This is a genomic window from Herbiconiux liukaitaii (assembly GCF_041927495.1).
In the GTDB taxonomy this organism is placed as follows: Bacteria; Actinomycetota; Actinomycetes; order Actinomycetales; family Microbacteriaceae; genus Herbiconiux; species Herbiconiux liukaitaii.
Genome location: NZ_JBHFHG010000003.1, coordinates 1 through 14211 on the forward strand (window position 1 = coordinate 1; position 14211 = coordinate 14211).

Genomic DNA, 14211 nt, shown 5'->3' on the forward strand with positions numbered 1-14211 from the left:
TTTTTTTTCGTTTTCGCGGTGCGTTTCTCTTCTTGCTGGGTTGGTGCTCTTCCCCCCCCCCCCCCCCCCCACCAGTCTAGACCTTGAGGTACCTCGTGATGGCGAACTTCGCCGAGAAGGCGGCCAGCACAGCACCCACCAGGATGAGGATCGGTATCACCACGAACGAATCCGCATCGCTCACGAACGAGGTGAACGGCAGTTCCTGCGCCAGATAGCCCTGCACGAAGAACCGCACGATCGCCCAGATGGCGGCACCGGCGAGCACCGATCCGATGAGCGACGCGATGATGCCCTCGAGGATGAACGGAGTCTGGATGAACCTGTTCGATGCACCCACCAACCGCATGATCCCCAGCTCACGTCGCCGCGAGAACGCCGAGAGACGGATGGTGGTGGCGATCAGGAGCACCGCCGCCACGAGCATGAGCGCCGCCACCCCGATGGCCGTGAAGCTCGCCGCATTGAGGATGGAGAAGATCTGCTCGAGATAACTTCGTTGATCGACCACACTCTCCACACCCGCGAGCCCTGACAGGCTCTCGCTGAGCACCGCGGACTGCTCGGGGTCGACCAGGTTGACCCAGAAGGTCTGATTGAGGAGGTCGGCCGTCACGTACTCGGTGACCGCGTTGCCGGCGAACTGCTCCTGGAAGTTCTCGAACGCCTGCTCGTGGGTCTCGAAGTAGAACTGATCGATGAAGGGAGCGAGCGTCGGCGACTCCAGCTGAGCCTGCACCGCCGCGATCTGATCGGGGCTCGCCTCACCGCTGGCGCAGTTGTCGCCACCCGAGGTGGCGGTGCACATGTAGACGGCCACCTGAGCACGGTCGTACCAGAAGCTCTTCATCTGGCCGATCTGCATCTGCATCAGGATGGCGGCACCCACGAAGGTGAGCGAGATGAAGGTCACGAGAACAACCGACACCACCATCGAGACGTTGCGGCGGAGGCCGGTGCCGACCTCTCCGAGGATGAGTGCGAATCTCACGTCGTGGGCCCCACGTTCTGGTCTCGGGACGGATCGGCGGGCGCTCCGGGCGCACGGAGGCCGAGCTTCTCGGCAAGGGTGAGCGACTCGGTGGCCGGGTCGTAGGGCGCAGGCTCCTGAGGAGCCTGCTGGGCGGCGGGCTGCGCGGGCTCGGCCTCGGAGGGCTGCACGGGCAGGGGCGACTGCGGGCCGGTCGCCTGCGCCGGGTAGGCGTGACGCTCGGGCTCCTGGGGCTCGACGGTCTGCACGGGGGCGACCTGAACGCGCTCGACGGGCTCCGACTGCATCCGCTGCACGGGCTGCGACTGATTCGAGGGAGATGCGGAGGCAGATGCTCCGGCACCGACCGGCGCGGGAGCCGCGTGCGGCTGCGCAGGCCCGACGGGTCGCACGAGGCCCTCGCCGAGAGCGATCTCGGCGGTGAGCCCGGAATCCTTGAGGGCGATCTCGGCGGTCATGCCGTAGCCACCGCGATCCTCGTCACGCACGATCTGACCGGAGACGAGTTCGATGACGCGTCGCTTCATGTGGTCGACGATCGCGTTGTCGTGCGTGGCCATCACAACCGTGGTGCCACCGGCGTTGATGCGCTCGAGCACGGTCATGATGCCGGCACTCGTGGAGGGGTCGAGGTTACCCGTGGGCTCGTCGGCCAGCAGGATGGCGGGCTTGTTGACCACCGCGCGGGCGATCGCCACACGCTGCTGCTCACCGCCCGAGAGCTCGTGCGGCAGGCGGTTCGCCTTCTCGGCGAGACCCACCATCTGCAGCACGTCGGGAACGGCCTCCTGAATGAAGCCGCGCGACTTGCCGATCACCTGGAGGGTGAACGCGACGTTGTCGAACACGTTCTTGCCGGGCAGCAGTCGGAAGTCCTGGAACACCACGCCGAGGTTGCGGCGGAAGTACGGGACCTTGCGATTCGAGATCGCATTGAGGTCCTGCCCGAGGACATGGATGTTGCCACCCGTCGGCCGATCCTCTTTGAGGACGAGCCGCAGGAAGCTGGACTTGCCGGAGCCGGACGCACCGACGAGGAAGACGAATTCGCCGCGCAGGATCTCGAGGTCGACTCCGTTGAGAGCCGGCCGCTTCGTACCCCGGTAGGTCTTGGTTACGTGATCAAACCTAATCATGACGTGATGACTCTAAGCAGGCCCACGCGGAATCGACGGCACGACTCGCTAGCGATCCCGATTCATAGGATTCACATGATCCGGGACGCAGAGGCGCCGCTCAGTCGTCGTGCTTGGTCTTGCGCCAGCGGATGCCCGCAGCGATGAAGCCGTCGAGATCGCCGTCGAACACCGCGGAGGGGTTGTTGACTTCGAAGTCGGTGCGCAGATCCTTGACCATCTGGTACGGCGCCAGCACGTAGCTGCGCATCTGGTCGCCCCAGCTCGCGGTGATGGTGCCGGCGAGCTCCTTCTTCTGAGCCGCCTCCTGCTCGCGCTGGATGATCAGCAGTCGCGAGGCGAGCACGCGCATGGCCGCCGCCCGGTTCTGGATCTGGCTCTTCTCGTTCTGCATCGACACCACGGTGCCCGTGGGGAGGTGGGTGATGCGCACGGCGGAGTCGGTGGTGTTGACCGACTGGCCACCGGGGCCCGAGGAGCGGAAGACATCGACTCGGATGTCGTTCTCCGGGATCTCGATGGCCGCGGCCTCCTCCATGAGGGGGATGACCTCCACGGCGGCGAAGCTCGTCTGACGCTTGCCCGCCGCACCGAAGGGGCTCATGCGCACGAGGCGGTGGGTGCCGGCCTCCACGCTCAGCGTGCCGAAGGCGTAGGGCGCGTCGACCTCGAAGGTGGCCGATTTGATGCCGGCCTCCTCGGCGTAGCTCGTGTCCATGACCGTGGTGGGGTAGTTGTGCTTCTCGGCCCAGCGCAGGTACATGCGCATGAGCATCTCGGCGAAGTCGGCGGCATCGACGCCACCGGCGCCCGAGCGGATGGTGATGACGGCGGGCCGCGCATCCCACTCGCCGTTCAGGAGCGTCTGCACCTCGAGGTCGCCGAGCACCTTCTGGATGGAGACGAGCTCCACACGCGCCTCCTGGGCCGATTCCTCGTCGCCCTCGTCGTTCGCGAGGCCGATGAGCACCTCGAGGTCGTCGAGCCGCGACTCGATCGACTCGATCTTGGCCAGCTCGCCCTGTCGGTGGCTGAGCGCACTCGTGACCTTCTGCGCCGCATCCGTGTCGTCCCAGAGGTCGGGCACACCGGCCGCCTCGCTCAGGCGCGAGATCTCCGCCCGGAGCCCGTCGACGTCGACGACCGATCGGATGTCGCTGAAGGTGGTGCGGAGCTGCTGGATCTGTTCACTGAGGTCTAAGTCGAGCATTATCCCCCCAGTCTAGTGACCGACCCGATCGTTGACCCGGGTAAAGTAGTCGCAATGACGGATGCGGGCACGGACGACGGCTTCCGCTTCCGCTCCATCGCCCTCCCCGCACTCCTCCCCTCCCTGCTGTTCGGCATCGGCGAGGGAGCGGTCATCCCGATCATCCCCGCCGTGGCCGTCTCGCTCGGAGCGGACCTCGCGGGCGCCGGCCTCATCGCCGCCATGATCGTGGTGGGACAGCTCGCCGGCGACATCCCGAGCGGCGCACTCGTCTCCAGGATCGGCGAGAAGCGCGCCATGATCGCGTCTGCCGTCGTGTCGATCGCCGCCATGACCCTCGCCCTGTTCGCGGCCACCGCCGCCCTCTTCGGCCTGGCGATCTTCGCGCTCGGGCTGGCCGCCGCGGTCTTCGCCCTCGCCCGCCAGGCGTTCATGACCGTCTTCGTGCCGGTGCGCATCCGGGCGCGTGCCCTCTCGACGCTCGGCGGGTCGTTCAGGGCCGGGTGGTTCATCGGCCCGTTCCTCGGCGCGGGAGTCATCGCGCTGAGCGGCACCACCTCTGCGGCGTTCGTGGTGCACTTCGTGTGCGCTGTGTCGGTGATCGCGGTGCTGCTCGTCATCAAGGATCCGACGACCGGTCGCTCCCCCGTCGAGCCTGATGGAAGGCTCGTGCCGGTGAAGCCCGTCGGGCTCTTCCGCACCATCTGGCAGAACCGCGGTGCGCTCGTGCGCATCGGCAGCGGCGCCGCGGTCGTGGGGGCCCTCCGGGCGAGTCGGATGGCCATCCTGCCGCTGTGGGCCGTGAGCATCGGCCTCTCGACCGAGACCACGGCGATCGTGATCGGCGTCGGCGCGGCCGCCGACTTCGCGCTCTTCTACACGAGCGGGCAGATCATGGACCGCTTCGGCCGGCTGTGGAGCGTGGTGCCCTCGATGGTGGGCATGGGCCTCGCCCTCATCGCTCTCGCCTTCACCCACGATCTCGCGAGTGCGGTGCAGTGGTTCGTGGTGATCGCGATCACGATGGGTGTGGCGAACGGCGTGGGCAGCGGCATCATCATGACGCTCAGCGCCGACCTCGCGCCCCGCGACGACCCCGCCCCCTTCCTCGGCGCGTTCCGGTTCACCGCCGATGCCGGTGCGGCCCTCGCGCCCGTGGCGGTCTCGGCCATCGTGGTGGTCGCGTCGCTGCCGCTCGCGACCGGGCTCATGGGTGTCGTCGGTCTCGTGGGTGCCGGCATCCTGGTGCGGAATGTGCCCCGTTACCTGCCTCACAGGAGGCGTTGAGCCGCTCCCCTACACTGGACTCGTATCTGCGGGAGTGGTGGAATTGGCAGACACGCAGGATTTAGGTTCCTGTGCTTTCGAGCGTGAGGGTTCAAGTCCCTTCTCCCGTACTCGTGAACGACTGGAGAGCCGTGATTTCCGCAGTGCCGCAAGCCCTCATCCCGTGGCTCGATCCGAACACCCTGCTCGGCGGGGTCTTCGGCCCCGTGGCCCTGCTCGTGGTCTGCGCGATCGTGTTCGCCGAGACGGGACTCCTGGTCGGGTTCCTGCTGCCGGGCGACACCCTCCTCTTCTTCACGGGTGTGCTGGCGGTGGGCGGCAAGTTCGGCATCGACATCTGGTGGGTGTGCCTCGCCATCTCGCTCGCGGCGTTCCTCGGCGGTGAGGTGGGGTACCTGATCGGGCACAAGTTCGGGCCCAGGGTGTTCGAACGCAAGGAGTCGGGGCTCTTCAGCGTGCGCAACGTCGAGCGCACGAACGCCTTCTTCGAGCGCTTCGGCGCCCTCGCCGTGATCATGGCGCGCTTCGTGCCGATCGTGCGCACCTTCGCCCCGATCGCCGCGGGCGTCGGCCACATGAACTACAAGAAGTACTCCCTCTACAACGCCATCGGTGCGCTCATCTGGGGTTCGGGCATCACGCTGCTCGGCTTCGGCCTCGGCCAGATCGAGCCCGTGCGCGAGTTCACCGAGAAGTACCTCGACGTGGTGCTCATCGCCGTGGTGGTGCTCACCATCATCCCCACCGTCTTCCACTACCTGCGCGAGCGCTCGAAGGCCAAGAAGGATGTCGAGGCCGCCATCGAGGAGGAGATCGAGATCACCGGTGCCGCCGAGCGACTCACCCTCGAGCCCGAGGTCTTCGGCGGAGACGTCGACAACCGCCCCACGAAGTAGCAGCCCGACCCGAGCAGCCGCGCCGCTCAGGCGTGGTGGTTCTCCTCGTGCCTGGCGTGTTCAGCCGGCTCGAGCTGGAACGTGGAGTGCTCCACGTCGAAGTGCACCGTGAGGCAGCGACCTAGGGCGTCGAGCAGAGGGCCGGTGGCGTTCTGCTGGAACACGATCGGCTCCACCACCACGTGCGCCGAGAACACGTACTGCCCCGAGGTGATGGCCCAGACGTGCACGTCGTGCACCGCCACCACGCCTGGCTCCTCGAGGATGTGGTCCCGGATGCCCTGCACGTCCATGGCCGAGGGCGTGGACTGGTTGAGCACCGCCACCACGTCGCGGAGCAGCGAGATGGCGCGCGGCACGATCATGGCGGCGATGAGCAGCGACGCGATGGCGTCGGCCTTCTCGAAGCCCGTGAGGAGGATGACGAGCGCCGCCAGGATGACGGCCACCGAGCCGAGCAGGTCGCCGAGCACCTCGAGGTAGGCGCCGCGCATGTTGATGGAGGTCTTGGCGCCACCCCGCAGGATCATGAGCGAGGCGAAGTTGGCCACGAGACCGATCGCGGCGACCACGAGCATGAGACCGCCCTGCACCTCGCCGCCCTCGGTCGAGAGGAGCCGCCCGACACCCTCGATGGTCACGAAGACGGCGACGCCGATGAGGATGAGGCTGTTGATGAGCGCCCCGAAGACCTCGGAGCGCTGGTAGCCGTAGGTGTGCCTGTCGTTGGCGGGGCGCGCGGCCACGATCGTGGCGATGAGGGCGACGATGAGTCCGATGAGGTCGGAGAGCATGTGGCCGGCGTCGGCGAAGAGCGAGAGCGAGCCGGAGAGCACGGCCCCGACGACCTCGACCACGAGCACCGTGGCCACGATGGCGATGGCGGCGGTGAGTCGTGTGCGGTTGGCTCCCGATCCGTGGTCGTGACCGGAGTGGCCGCGGCTCGTGCTGGCCTGCTCGGCCCGCTCCTCAGGGGACCCGTGCGAGAGGCTTCCCCCGCAGCCTGCGGGAGCGGAGCCTTCTGGCACGGTGGAGTTCGTCATCACCCTCCACGCTAGCCGCCCCGCGGCCCGCGCTGCCACCGATCGCGCTAGTTAGGAATGACGCTCATTCTCAGCACCGGGATGGCGGCCTCGAAGGCCCGTGCCCGGTGGCTGATCGCGTTCTTCTCGGCGGCCGACAGCTCGGCGGCCGAGACCTGGTGGCCCTCGGGCTCGAAGATGGGGTCGTAGCCGAAGCCGCCCCCTCCGTGCGCCTGCTCGGCGAGACGCCCCGGCCAGAGACCGGAGACGACCTTCTCGAAACCCGTCTCCGGCACGACGATGGCGATATGGCACGCGAACTGGGCCGCGCGGTGCTCAGGCGCGATGTCGGCCAGCTGATCGAGCAGCAGGTCGAGGTTGGCCTGCGATCCCCTGCCGTGGCCCGCCCAGCGGGCCGAGAAGATGCCGGGCGCGCCGCCCAGCACATCGACGCAGATGCCGGAGTCGTCGGCCAGCGCGGGCAGCCCCGTGTGGGCGGCGGCCGCACGCGCCTTGATGAGCGCGTTGGCCTCGAAGGTCACGCCGTCCTCCACCGGCTCGGGTCCGTCGTACGCGACGATCTCGAGCTCGGGCAGCACGGCGCCCAGGATTCCCTGGAACTCCTCCACCTTGTGGGCGTTGTGGGTGGCGAGCACCACGCGCATGCGGCTCATTTGCCCGAGGCCGCGTCGCCCGCGGATCCCTCTAGCACCGAGCGCTGCAGAGCGGCGAGCTCATCGGTGCCCTTGAGAGCGAGGTCGAGCAGGTTGTTGAGCTCGGTGCGGTCGAAGGGAGCGCCCTCGGCGGTGCCCTGCACCTCCACGAAGAGACCGCGGCCCGTGACCACGACGTTCATGTCGGTCTCGGCCTTGACGTCTTCGACGTAGGCCAGGTCGAGCATGGGGGCACCGTCGATGATGCCCACGGAGACCGCGGAGACCGTGTCGAGCAGCGGGGTGGACCGCTGGCCGATGAACCTCTTGCCGCGCGCCCATTCGATGGCGTCGGCGAGGGCCACGTAGGCGCCCGTGATGGCGGCCGTGCGGGTGCCGCCGTCGGCCTGCAGCACGTCGCAGTCGATCACGATGGTGTTCTCGCCGAGGGCCTTCATGTCGACGACAGCGCGCAGCGAGCGGCCGATGAGGCGCGAGATCTCGTGCGTGCGCCCGCCGATCCTGCCCTTCACCGACTCGCGGTCGGTGCGGTCGTTCGTGGCTCGCGGGAGCATGGCGTACTCGGCGGTGACCCAGCCCTTGCCCGAGCCCGACTTCCAGCGCGGAACGCCGTTCGTGAAGGAGGCGGTGCAGAGCACCTTGGTCTTGCCGAACGAGATGAGGGCCGATCCCTCGGCCTGCTCGCTCCAGCCGCGCTCGATCGTGACGGTGCGGAGCTCGTCGACGGTGCGGCCGTCTTTGCGGGTGGCGGCGTCGGTCATGGGGTGCTCCTTGCGGGGTAGGTGGTGATCGGGGCCGTGCGGGTGATGGGGATGGTGCCGGTCTCGACGAGCTCCACGGAGGAGACCTCGGGCCCCAGGAACAGCTCGGCGAGGCGGATGAACTCCTCCGCGCTCGTGCCCGTCGCCTCGTAGCGATAGGTCGGGCGGCCGGGCGCGGTGCGCTCGATGCCGCTGCGCACGAGAGTGCGGTAGACGTCGTTGGCGGTCTCGGTGTCGCTCGAGACGAGCTGCACGCCCTCCCCCACCACGTACGAGATCGCGCCCTTGAGGAACGGGTAGTGGGTGCAGCCGAGCACGAGGGTGTCGATGCCGTTCTCGACGAGCGGTCGCAGGTAGTGCTCGGCGAGGGCCACGAGCTCGCGGCTCGTCGTGTCTCCGGCCTCGACGAACTGCACGAACTCGGGGCACGCCTGGCTGAACAGCTCGAGGTGCGGAGCGGCGGCGAACGCGTCGTCGTAGGCGCGCGACTGGATGGTGCCGGTGGTCGCGATCACGCCCACCCGGTGGTTGCGGGTGACCGAGACGGCCGTGCGCACGGCGGGCTGGATGACCTCCACCACGGGCACGCTGTACCGCTCGCGGGCGTCGCGCAGCATGGCGGAGGAGGCCGTGTTGCACGCGATCACGATCATCTTGACGTCCTGCTCCACGAGATCGTCGAGCACCTCGAGGGCGAAGCGGCGCACCTCGGCGAGCGGCTTGGGGCCGTAGGGCGAGTGCGCGGTGTCGCCCACGTAGAGCAGGGACTCGCGGGGCAGCTGATCCCGGATCGCCCGGGCGACGGTCAATCCGCCCACGCCCGAGTCGAAGATCCCGATCGGCCTGTCACTCACGGTAGATCAGCCTAGCCGCCTAGGCTCGGAGCGTGAACGCGCCCCTCGACCTGCCCCTCGAGCCTGTGGCCAGGCCTGGATCCACGGCCCTGCTCACCGACCGCTACGAGCTCACCATGGTGGATGCGGCCATCCGGGCGGGCACCCACGACAGGCCGTGCGTGTTCGAGGCCTTCGGCCGGTCGCTGCCGCACGGCCGCCGCTACGGCGTGGTCGCGGGCACCGGTCGACTGCTCGAGCTCATCGACGGGTTCCGCTTCGGCGACGAGGAGCTCGAGTACCTGCGCGAGAACGACGTGGTGAGCAGAGCCACCCTCGACTGGCTCGCCGACTACCGCTTCACAGGGCGCATCCGCGGCTACCGGGAGGGCGAGGTCTACTTCCCCGACTCCCCCCTGCTCGTGGTGGAGTCGAGCTTCGCCGAGGGCGTGCTGCTCGAGACTCTCATCCTCTCGGTGCTCAACTACGACACCTCGGTGGCCGGTGCCGCCGCCCGCATGGTCTCGGCCGCCCGTGGGCGCCCGCTCGCCGAGATGGGGTCGCGTCGCACCGGGGAGCGCTCCGCCGTGGCCGCCGCACGCGCCGCCTACATCGCGGGCTTCGGCGCCACCTCCAACCTCGAGGCCGGCCGCACCTGGGGTGTGCCCACCATGGGCACCGCCGCGCACGCGTTCACCATGCTGCACGACTCGGAGGAGGAGGCGTTCCGCGCCCAGGTGGCCGCTCTCGGCCCCTCCACGACCCTCCTGGTCGACACCTACGACGTGCCGGAGGGTGTGGCCACGGCCGTGCGGGTGGCGGGCACGTCTCTCGGCGCGGTGCGACTCGACTCGGGAGACCTGCTGACCCTCGTCGGAGCCGTCCGCCGTCAGCTCGACGACCTCGGGGCCACGAGCACGAAGATCACGGTCACCAACGACCTCGACGAGTACGCCATCGCCGCACTGCGGGCCACCCCCGTCGATTCCTTCGGCGTGGGCACCTCCGTGGTGACAGGTTCGGGGCACCCGGCCGCCGGCCTCGTCTACAAGCTCGTCGCCAGGCAGGACGGCGAGGGCCGCTGGATCCCGGTGGCCAAGAAATCGGCCGACAAGGCCACCCACGGCGGCCGCAAGCATCCGGTGCGCCTGCTCGACGACTCGGGCACGGCCGTCTCGGAGACGATCTACGTGGGCGAAGCGGCTCCGGCGGATGCTCCAGGGCGGGCACTGCACGTGCCGCTCATGGCCGACGGTGTCGCCGACCCGCAGCACCTCGGCGCCGCCGGTGTCGTGGCGGCGCGCGCCCACCGCGAGACCGTGCTCACGGAGCTGCCGGATCAGGCGTTCCGGCTCGCCGCCGGTATGCCCGCCATCCCCACGGTGTTCGAAGCGGTCTGACCAGACCTACTCGTCGAGCAGGCGCTCGTAGATCTCCTTGCAGGTGGGGCAGATCGGGAACTTCTCGGGATCGCGCCCCGGCGTCCACTTCTTGCCGCACAGCGCCTTCACGGGCTTGCCCGTCATCGCCGACTCGAGGATCTTCTCCTTCTCCACGTAGTGCGAGAAACGCTCGTGGTCTCCTGGATCGATGTTCTCGGTGTTGAGCAGCTCTTCGAGCTCGCGGTCGAGCGTCGTGGTTCCGCCACCGCCGTCGGGGAGGTCTCCGGGCTCGGAGGTGCGATCGAATGCGCCAGTCATGAGCATGATTCTACCTGCGCTCCGCGACCACCCTGCCGAGGTGTCGGGATGCCGGGATCTAGTTGCGGAGGGCTGCGGCGAGGATCTCCGGGCCGCGGCGGTTGAAGATGGCGGCTCCCGCGGCCACTCCCACCACGAGCACCACCACTCCCACGCCGAGCCCGGTCCAGAGCGAGAGCCAGTAGTACTCGGGATCGACGAAGACGCCGAGCACCCCGAACACGATCGCCGGTGTGGAGAGCGCGACGGTGCCGAAGAACGAGAAGACCTGGGCCAGCACGCTCGTGGCGCCCGTGGCCTGCGGCTGGGAGAACGCGCTGTCGCCGGGGCGGGTGGCGGGGTACGGGAACCGCGCCGAGAACACGCTGCCGAGGCCGAGGCCGGCGAGCACGAGGCACGTGCTCGTTCCCAGCACGGCGGGCAGGGCGTCGAGCTGGTCGGCGAAGAGCACGCTCAGGAAGGATCCGATGCCGATGAGCGGGATCGCGATGAGAATGACCGGCACCATGCGCCCCACCCGATCCGCGAGTCCGAGGCGACCGGTCACGACGTGCAGCCAGACCGCCGTGTTGTCGAACGCCACGTCGTTGTGCACGGCCCAGCCGAGGAAGACGCACATGATCGGCACGGGGAGCAGCGCGGTGTACTCGATCGGCACGCCCACGAAGATGAAGACGATCACGGCCACGAGAGGCACGACGGGCACGATCACGAGCTGCGCGTAGTAGCGGGCGTCGCGCTCCCAGTAGGTGAGCGTGCGGGCGGCCACGGCACCCATGGGCGTGGTGGGGGTGCGGGCGAACCAGCCGAGACCGGAGTGCTCGCGCACCTCGATGTCGCGCCCCGGGGTCACGAGCATGAGGGCCACGAGGCCCTTCCAGGCCAGCCACAGCAGCGCGACCGTCGCGGCGGCGATGAGCAGCTTGAGCACCGCGAAGACCCACTGGCCGTTCACCGCATCGGCCGGAACGGCCCAGACGGCTCCGAGCGGAGTCCAGCCGAGGATGCCCGTGAGGGTGGTGAAGAACCCGCCTCCGTCGTTGCCCCAGCCCGTGAGACCGAGCAGCACGAGGCCTGGCACGATCACCACGAGGGCGAGCACTGCCGCTGCGGCGCCCAGATCGCGGGCCCTACGGCTCGCGAACGCGAAGGCCGAGAGGGAGAGCGAGAGTCTGGCGCCCAGCACGCACGTGATCGCGCCGAGCAGGGCCGAGACGAGAGCCAGCAGGGTCGAGCCCGGGGAGGCCGACCAGGTCACAACCGTCGCGAGCGAGGCCACGGTGACCACCACGGCCGGGAGGCTCACGAAGGCCACCACGAAGAGGCCGAAGGCGATGCGGTCGGGAGTGAGACCCAGGAGCGAGAACGCCCGCGGATCCGTTCCGTCGCGCAGCGAGAACAGCACGGGGGCGAACCAGAACACCGCCACCACGAGCGAGCCGCCGAGCACGACGGAGTTGCGGGCGAGATCGGCCGGTGCATCCCGCAGCATCACGAGCGCCACCACGGCGGCGACGGCGAGCAGCAGGGCGAGGATCGCACCGATGACCACACCGGTGAGCTCGGACGTGCTGCGCTTGAACGTGTTGCCGAGGAGCCTCAGCCTCAGTCGGAGGAACTCAGCAACCATTCCATGCCTTCCGGGCTCTTGCGGCCGCCGGCCAGCTCCATGAAGCGCTGCTCGAGCGTGCCGCCTTCGCGCACCTCGTCGACGGTGCCCTTGGCGAGCACACGGCCCTCCACGATGATGGCGACCCGGTCGCAGACACGCTGGATCATGTCCATGCTGTGGCTGGAGAGCACGACGGTGCCCCCGCCGGTGACGTACTTCTCGAGGATGTCGACCACGTTCGCCGCCGACACCGGGTCGACCGACTCGAACGGCTCGTCGAGCACGAGGATGCGCGGCGAGTGGATCATGGCGCAGGCGAGGGCGATCTTCTTGGTCATGCCCGCCGAGTAGTCGGAGACCAGGCGGCCGAGCGCATCCTCGAGGCCGAAGGCGGTGGCGAGGTCGTCGCTGCGCTGCCGTACGGTCGCGGTGTCGAGGCCGCGGAGCGAGCCCGAGTAGTAGAGGAGCTGACGGCCGGTGAGGCGGTCGAAGAGGCGCAGCCTGTCGGGCAGCACGCCGATGAGGCGCTTCGCGGCGGCCGGGTCGCGCCAGACGTCCTGGTCGAGCACGGTGACGACTCCGCCGTCGGGGCGGAGGAGACCGGTGACCATCGAGAGCGTGGTGGTCTTGCCGGCGCCGTTGGGGCCGACGATGCCGTAGAAGGAGCCCTGGGGCACGTCGAGGTCGATGCCGTCGACGGCCGTGGTGCTGCCGAACTTCTTGCGCAGCCCCGAGATGGAGAGAGCGATCTTCGACGGATCGAGGTCGCGCACGACCGAGGGGGGCGGCACGGGAGCCGTGCGCGGCTTGGCCGGAGTGCGAGGGGTGCGCGGGGTGGCGGGCGTTCGAGGAGCTGCCGGGGTCTTGCGCTGCACCGGCTTGCGCGGGGCGGCGGGCTTCTTGGGGGCTGGAGCTTCGGCGTGGGTCTCGGCGTTGGTCTCAGTTGCCTCAGCGACGACGGCGTCGACCGGCTCTGCAGGCACTGGGGCCTTCGCTGCGGTGGTGCGCTTGACGGGGGCTCGAGTGGTCTTGGGCTTGGCGGCCGTGGTGGCGGCCGAGGCCTTCGTGGGGGCTCGACGTGGAGCGCGGGCGCTGCTCGACGGAGCTCCCTGCGCTGATGGATTGTCGGACTCTGAGCTCACCGAATAAACCTATCAATCCTCTGTCGCCCTGCACCGGGGCCCGCTATCTAGACGCGAAGCTCCCAGTGTGGCACCTTCCGGGCTCGAGGCGCGCATCACGAATGAGAAACGATACACGCTCACTCCGAGCCAGGGAAGGGTCGGCATAGTACGGTGAAGGTTGGTCGAGTGAATTACCGGTGAACGACTTCCCGGTGAACATCAGGCCGCAATCAAGAGGAGACATCATGACCACGCAGGTAGTCATTCTTGCCGCAGGCATGGGCTCGCGGCTCGGCCGTTCCCTCCCCAAGCCTCTCACCGAGCTGAGCGACGGCCGCACCATCATGGGCCAGCAGTTCGACAACATCCACCACGCCTTCGGCGCAGCCGCCAAGGTCACCATCGTGGTGGGCTACAAGCTCGAGCACATCATCGAGGCGTTCCCCGAGGCATCCTTCGTCTACAACGAGGAGTACGACCAGACCAACACCTCCAAGAGCCTGCTCCGCGCCCTCCAGGCGTCGTCGGCCGGTGGCGTGCTGTGGATGAACGGCGACGTGGTCTTCGACCCCGCCGTGCTCGACCGCGCGGTGTCCATGATCGCCCGCGACCAGTCGTTCGTGACCGTCAACACCGCCAAGGTGTCGGATGAAGAGGTCAAGTACACCACCACCGCCGAGGGCTACATCGACGAGCTCTCGAAGACCGTCGTGGGCGGCCTCGGCGAAGCGGTCGGCATCAACTACATCTCGAGCACCGACAAGGCGGCGCTCATCCGCCACCTGCAGCGTGTGGGAGACCAGGACTACTTCGAGCGCGGCATCGAGCTCGCCATCGAGAAGGACCGCCTGCTGGTGGAGCCCGTCGACATCTCCGACCTGTACGCGGTCGAGGTCGACTTCGCCGAAGACCTGGAGCGCGCGAACCTCTTCGTGTGACAGAGTTAGGCCTCGATCCATCACGAA

Annotated in this window: 14 protein-coding genes and 1 tRNA gene; 5 read left to right on the top strand and 10 right to left on the bottom strand. The window is 68.5% G+C overall.

Going from position 1 to position 14211, the window contains the following annotated elements; genetic code table 11:
• Positions 1 to 76: 76 nt before the first annotated feature.
• The 3 genes from ftsX to prfB form a co-directional block, all read right to left on the bottom strand.
• Complete coding sequence (ftsX, locus tag ACEXQC_RS04420; protein WP_374818876.1) at positions 77 to 991, bottom strand: permease-like cell division protein FtsX; 915 nt, start codon at positions 989 to 991, stop codon at positions 77 to 79.
• Positions 988 to 2127, bottom strand: coding sequence for a cell division ATP-binding protein FtsE (gene ftsE / locus ACEXQC_RS04425; RefSeq protein WP_374818879.1), 1140 nt, complete (start codon positions 2125 to 2127; stop codon positions 988 to 990). The genes ftsX and ftsE overlap by 4 nt, the downstream gene beginning before the upstream one ends.
• Before the next feature lie 100 nt (positions 2128 to 2227).
• Positions 2228 to 3337, bottom strand: coding sequence for a peptide chain release factor 2 (gene prfB, locus ACEXQC_RS04430; protein ID WP_374818882.1), 1110 nt, complete (start codon positions 3335 to 3337; stop codon positions 2228 to 2230).
• 54 nt (positions 3338 to 3391) lie between these two features.
• On the opposite strand from prfB, the gene ACEXQC_RS04435 reads away from it, so the two are divergent.
• From ACEXQC_RS04435 to ACEXQC_RS04445, 3 genes are all read left to right on the top strand, one after another.
• On the top strand, positions 3392 to 4624 hold the full coding sequence (locus ACEXQC_RS04435) for an MFS transporter (RefSeq protein ID WP_374818885.1): 1233 nt from the start codon (positions 3392 to 3394) through the stop codon (positions 4622 to 4624).
• 28 nt (positions 4625 to 4652) lie between these two features.
• Positions 4653 to 4734, top strand: a tRNA-Leu gene (locus ACEXQC_RS04440).
• 33 nt (positions 4735 to 4767) lie between these two features.
• Positions 4768 to 5520: a DedA family protein gene (locus ACEXQC_RS04445; protein ID WP_374820113.1), complete on the top strand. Its 753-nt coding sequence runs from the start codon at positions 4768 to 4770 to the stop codon at positions 5518 to 5520.
• 26 nt (positions 5521 to 5546) lie between these two features.
• Here the strand turns inward: ACEXQC_RS04445 and ACEXQC_RS04450 are convergent, their stop codons facing one another.
• The 4 genes from ACEXQC_RS04450 to murI are packed head-to-tail and all read right to left on the bottom strand — an operon-like array spanning position 5547 to position 8831.
• Entirely contained in the window at positions 5547 to 6563 is a 1017-nt protein-coding gene (locus ACEXQC_RS04450; protein ID WP_374818888.1) for a cation diffusion facilitator family transporter, read from the bottom strand.
• Between the two features lie 47 nt (positions 6564 to 6610).
• Positions 6611 to 7216: an RdgB/HAM1 family non-canonical purine NTP pyrophosphatase gene (gene rdgB, locus ACEXQC_RS04455; RefSeq protein ID WP_374818891.1), complete on the bottom strand. Its 606-nt coding sequence runs from the start codon at positions 7214 to 7216 to the stop codon at positions 6611 to 6613.
• Positions 7213 to 7977 carry a ribonuclease PH gene (rph, locus tag ACEXQC_RS04460; RefSeq protein WP_374818894.1) on the bottom strand — a complete coding sequence of 255 codons (765 nt, stop codon included), beginning with the start codon at positions 7975 to 7977 and terminating at the stop codon, positions 7213 to 7215. The genes rdgB and rph overlap by 4 nt, the downstream gene beginning before the upstream one ends.
• Positions 7974 to 8831 carry a glutamate racemase gene (gene murI / locus ACEXQC_RS04465; RefSeq protein ID WP_374818897.1) on the bottom strand — a complete coding sequence of 286 codons (858 nt, stop codon included), beginning with the start codon at positions 8829 to 8831 and terminating at the stop codon, positions 7974 to 7976. The genes rph and murI overlap by 4 nt, the downstream gene beginning before the upstream one ends.
• 116 nt (positions 8832 to 8947) lie before the next feature.
• Here murI and ACEXQC_RS04470 point away from each other — a divergent pair, with 116 nt between their 5' ends.
• A complete protein-coding gene (locus ACEXQC_RS04470; protein ID WP_374820115.1) occupies positions 8948 to 10210 on the top strand; it encodes a nicotinate phosphoribosyltransferase in 1263 nt (420 codons plus the stop codon).
• A gap of 6 nt (positions 10211 to 10216) precedes the next feature.
• Here the strand turns inward: ACEXQC_RS04470 and ACEXQC_RS04475 are convergent, their stop codons facing one another.
• The 3 genes from ACEXQC_RS04475 to ACEXQC_RS04485 are packed head-to-tail and all read right to left on the bottom strand — an operon-like array spanning position 10217 to position 13264.
• Complete coding sequence (locus ACEXQC_RS04475) at positions 10217 to 10510, bottom strand: DUF3039 domain-containing protein (RefSeq protein ID WP_374818900.1); 294 nt, start codon at positions 10508 to 10510, stop codon at positions 10217 to 10219.
• 58 nt (positions 10511 to 10568) lie between these two features.
• Entirely contained in the window at positions 10569 to 12140 is a 1572-nt protein-coding gene (locus ACEXQC_RS04480; protein WP_374818902.1) for an ABC transporter permease, read from the bottom strand.
• Positions 12116 to 13264 (bottom strand): ABC transporter ATP-binding protein, encoded by a 1149-nt coding sequence (locus ACEXQC_RS04485; protein WP_445451966.1) that lies wholly within the window; start codon positions 13262 to 13264, stop codon positions 12116 to 12118. The genes ACEXQC_RS04480 and ACEXQC_RS04485 overlap by 25 nt, the downstream gene beginning before the upstream one ends.
• 227 nt (positions 13265 to 13491) lie before the next feature.
• Between ACEXQC_RS04485 and ACEXQC_RS04490 the strand changes: the two genes are divergently transcribed.
• Entirely contained in the window at positions 13492 to 14184 is a 693-nt protein-coding gene (locus ACEXQC_RS04490; protein ID WP_374818905.1) for a phosphocholine cytidylyltransferase family protein, read from the top strand.
• Positions 14185 to 14211 lie beyond the last annotated feature (27 nt).

Bases quoted from the DNA above. Each gene is read 5' to 3' on its own strand.
- ACEXQC_RS04475 (WP_374818900.1), bottom strand. From the start codon at position 10,510: ATGACTGGCGCATTCGATCGCACCTCCGAGCCCGGAGACCTCCCCGAC.
- ACEXQC_RS04490 (WP_374818905.1), top strand. From the start codon at position 13,492: ATGACCACGCAGGTAGTCATTCTTGCCGCAGGCATGGGCTCGCGGCTC.
- ACEXQC_RS04450 (WP_374818888.1), bottom strand. From the start codon at position 6,563: ATGACGAACTCCACCGTGCCAGAAGGCTCCGCTCCCGCAGGCTGCGGG.
- rdgB (WP_374818891.1), bottom strand. From the start codon at position 7,216: ATGAGCCGCATGCGCGTGGTGCTCGCCACCCACAACGCCCACAAGGTG.
- ACEXQC_RS04470 (WP_374820115.1), top strand. From the start codon at position 8,948: ATGGTGGATGCGGCCATCCGGGCGGGCACCCACGACAGGCCGTGCGTG.
- rph (WP_374818894.1), bottom strand. From the start codon at position 7,977: ATGACCGACGCCGCCACCCGCAAAGACGGCCGCACCGTCGACGAGCTC.
- ACEXQC_RS04480 (WP_374818902.1), bottom strand. From the start codon at position 12,140: ATGGTTGCTGAGTTCCTCCGACTGAGGCTGAGGCTCCTCGGCAACACG.
- ftsE (WP_374818879.1), bottom strand. From the start codon at position 2,127: ATGATTAGGTTTGATCACGTAACCAAGACCTACCGGGGTACGAAGCGG.
- prfB (WP_374818882.1), bottom strand. From the start codon at position 3,337: ATGCTCGACTTAGACCTCAGTGAACAGATCCAGCAGCTCCGCACCACC.
- ACEXQC_RS04435 (WP_374818885.1), top strand. From the start codon at position 3,392: ATGACGGATGCGGGCACGGACGACGGCTTCCGCTTCCGCTCCATCGCC.